Source organism: Planctomycetia bacterium (assembly GCA_034440135.1).
Lineage (GTDB): Bacteria > Planctomycetota > Planctomycetia > Pirellulales > JALHLM01 > JALHLM01.
This window is the reverse complement of sequence record JAWXBP010000255.1, coordinates 1-3,610: the sequence shown is the minus strand read 5'-3', so window position 1 is coordinate 3,610 and position 3,610 is coordinate 1. Positions and strand designations below refer to the sequence as shown.

Below are 3,610 nucleotides of genomic sequence, written 5' to 3'. Positions count from 1 at the left end.
GGCGGCTTTGCGGCAGCACAAAACTACTCCGTCGGCGTCGAACCCACCTCGCTCGCGGTGGGCGACTTCAACCATGACGGTCTGGCCGATATCGCCACCACGAACTGGGGAAGCGACACCGTCAGCATCGTGCGCGGACTCGCTGGCGGCACGTTCTCGCTGCCGGAATACTTCGCCGTGGGCCCCGGCCCCATCGCGCTGGCGGCCGGCGACTTTAACGGCGACGGCTGGCTCGACGTCACTACAGCAAATTTCTTCGGGACTAACGCCAGCGCGAACACCGCTTCGGTCCTGCTCAACGACCAGAATTGGGGACCAGTGCCGTCGTACGTGTACATCTCCGTCAGCGACGCCAGCGTCACGGAAGGCAAGCGCGGAGTGAAGTATTTGAACTTCACCGTCACGCTCTCGGCCGCATCGAACGTACCGGTGACCGTTCAATACGCCACGCAGTACGGCACGGCTACGTCGGGCAGCGATTACCAGGCCCAAAGCGGAACGCTCACGTTTGGCGTTGGCGAGACGGTGAAGACGGTCAGCATCGCGGTCTACGGGGACCATACGTTCGAGGCCGATGAGACGTTCCAACTGTTGCTCAGTAACCCGACCGGAAACGCGCTGATTTCCGACGCCGCGGGGCTGGGCACGATTGTCAACGACGACTTCATCCGGGGGCGGGGGAACGGTCGCAGGATGCGGTGATCCGCTTAGCCTTTGCCCTCGGCGATGATTCGCCGAGGGCAGATGCCTTTGGATTAACCGTTCATGGCTTACCATCGAGAATTCTCATGTCGACCCTCGCCGCGATGCCGCCAGTGACAACTGGACAGAATCATGTTCCTGGCGCCGCGCCGCCAGCCCCAAAGGCCGTGGCGTTTCACTACACGCAGAGCGACAGCTTTGTCGACTTGCTGCGGCAACTCGGCGCAACGCTCCTGGTCAGCACCTACCAGGCCAACAAGTTGCTCGCGGTGCGGGTCGAGGGGAACGGACTCTCCACGCTCGTCCGCACTTTCGACCGGCCGATGGGCCTGGCGGTCGACGCCGGGCGGCTGGCGATCGGTACGCGAAAAGAGGTCTGGCACCTGCGCAACGCCCCGGACATCGCCCCGCAGGTTGAACCGGCGGGCGCGCACGACGCCTGTTATCTGCCGCGCTCGTCACACGTCACGGGGGACATTAGCATTCACGAGCTCGCCTGGGCGGACGACGAGTTGTGGATGGTCAACACGCGCTTCTCGTGCCTCGCCACGCTCGACCCCGACTATAGCTTCGTGCCGCGCTGGCGGCCGCCGTTCATTACCGCGCTCGCGGCTGAGGACCGCTGCCACCTCAACGGCCTAGCGCTCGTCGATGGCCGTCCCCGGTACGCCTCCGCCTTGGGCGAGACCGACACGGCGCACGGTTGGCGGGCGGATAAAGCGCACGGCGGCTGCATCATCGACATTCCCTCGGGAGAATTCGTCGCGCGCGGTTTGTCGATGCCGCACTCCCCGCGCTGGCATGACGGCAAGCTCTGGGTTCTGGAATCGGGGACGGGCGGCGTCGCCATCGTCGATCAAGCTACCGGCCAGCATGAAACGGTCGCCCAACTTCCCGGCTTCACTCGCGGCCTGGCGATCGCCGGTTCCTACGCCTTCGTGGGCCTCTCGAAGATTCGTCCCACCTCCGCCATGGACGGCGTTCCATTGGCGGAAAAGCGGGACCAGTTGAAGTGCGGCATTGGCGTCATCGACCTCAGTCGCGGCACGATGGTCGCAATCCTGGAATTTCAGACGGCTGTCGAAGAAATCTTCGACGTGCAACTCCTGCCCGGCGTCCGTTTTCCCGAGGTGATGGGCTTCCAGAAGGACTCGCTCCAGCACACGTTTATTATCCCGCCGGGTTGAGAATTCCTGCGGGCATTTGTCGCGAAGATCGGTCATCCAAAATGGAAGCCCCATTTCTCACAGCTCGGCTTCGTGAGTCACGGCCGACGGCCGATCCCAGGCTCATCATGCCAATTCAGGGAACCAAGTCCGATGGCTCCTCAACGACTCATCCTCTGCCTCATCGCGATCCTTTCGATCGCCACCCTGCCCTCGCCGACATCTACCGCTGGGATAACGGCGAGGTGATTCTGGGAACGGGGGCGGCGAGCCGGGGCCGGGGGTGAAATTACATTCCTGGAATGCGGAGGCGCACAACCTCCGCTACGCTGATTTCTCGGGAGGCTTGGACCTTTCTGATTCCAACTTCAACTTGAGCTGGCTGGACAGCGCGCGGTTCACGCAGGCCAACCTCACCCGCGCCGCCTTTTCCTATGCGACTCTCACGAACGCGGACGTGACCTTCGCGGACACGCGTGGTGCTCAAAGCCTGGACCTGAGTGGAGCGATTTCTCGGAATGCAATCCTGCCCGACCGGACGATCGCCACTCTCGATCTGGCCGCCGGTGACCGGCTTTTGGTCCGCGACGACGACGGCATGTCGGATCCTCCACCGACAATTTGGCTCACACCACGACAACCGATTGCGGTCACTATTCGCGACCACCTGAACATGGGCGAAGGCGGAGTTTTGGAATTGCTCTTCGATGCCGACCCCTGGGACTCCCTCATCTCCTTTCAATCCATCATCCCCGTCCAATTCGGCGGGACGCTGGAGTTCACGTTCGCCGATGACGTGGAAGTCGCCACGCACATCGGCCGCACGTTCCACATCTTCGACTGGACCGGCGCCGAGCCTACTGGCGCATTCGCCGTCGCCAGCCAATATCCCTGGGACGTGAGCCAACTTTACACCACCGGCGGAGTCTGGCTCCTCCTGCCCGGCGACACGAACAGCGACGGCATCGTCGACATCATCGACCTGAACAACGTGCGGAACTACTTTGGTATAAGCGCGCCGCATGCAGTGCCGGAGCCACGCACCTTGCAACTCACTATTGGTATCTCGCTGGGTCTCGTGGCTCTGGCGCTACGTCAGCGACGTGAATTCTGACCAGGGCATGGGATGGGCTGCGATAGCATTTGTGCTGTTCGTCCCGCTCGCCGGAGGCAACCATACCGGGTTGCGACCGATTGAGCGGATCCAACACCCGTTAACCCAAGACGTGCGAGAGTCCGAGACAACCGAGAGTTTTAGACCGAATGGTTCATTCCAGCGCGCCGAAACGGCAGGGACCTATGTCGCGCCGTCCGCAGGCCGAGACTTGACGCTTGCGGCCCTATCGCCGCAACTCCTTGCCACAACCGGCCCTACAACGCAAAAAGCCGACCTCTCGCGACGTCGGCTTTTGGTATAACCGGACGGTGGGCGGTTTTCGCTACCGACAAAACAAGTGGAGCAGGCCGGATGTAAACCTGCGACTGCAGGGTTATGGTGTCGCCTATGTCGCTGTAGTCATCTCAACGGCACTCGCACCGAATACGTCTCTCACGCAGCGAGGGCCGTTGCCCGGACGTGCTCAATTGCTGCGATCAGCTCTTCGATCTGCGAAGCGCTGAAGAGCCCATCTGGTCCCTGGGGCGTCAGGTCTGTGAACGGCGATTCGTAAAGTCGCGACGCTTCCATTTCGCCATGTTCCGTCAAGTGGTTGATGATCAGATTCACGAATTCGATCTGGTTG

The 3,610-nt window shown here is 61.9% G+C and carries 4 protein-coding genes; 3 read left to right on the top strand and 1 reads right to left on the bottom strand.

The window, feature by feature from the left end:
* From SGJ19_15705 to SGJ19_15695, 3 genes are all read left to right on the top strand, one after another.
* Window positions 1–702: Calx-beta domain-containing protein (locus tag SGJ19_15705; GenBank protein MDZ4781697.1), on the top strand; the 702-nt coding region annotated here is incomplete at its 5' end.
* Between the two features lie 86 nt (window positions 703–788).
* Entirely contained in the window at window positions 789–1,889 is a 1,101-nt protein-coding gene (locus SGJ19_15700; GenBank protein ID MDZ4781696.1) for a TIGR03032 family protein, read from the top strand.
* 262 nt (window positions 1,890–2,151) lie between these two features.
* Window positions 2,152–2,982 (top strand): pentapeptide repeat-containing protein, encoded by an 831-nt coding sequence (locus SGJ19_15695; GenBank protein ID MDZ4781695.1) that lies wholly within the window; start codon window positions 2,152–2,154, stop codon window positions 2,980–2,982.
* A 435-nt stretch (window positions 2,983–3,417) separates the two neighbouring features.
* On the opposite strand, the gene SGJ19_15690 is transcribed toward SGJ19_15695, so the two are convergent.
* Window positions 3,418–3,610: type I restriction-modification enzyme R subunit C-terminal domain-containing protein (locus SGJ19_15690; GenBank protein ID MDZ4781694.1), on the bottom strand; the 193-nt coding region annotated here is incomplete at its 5' end.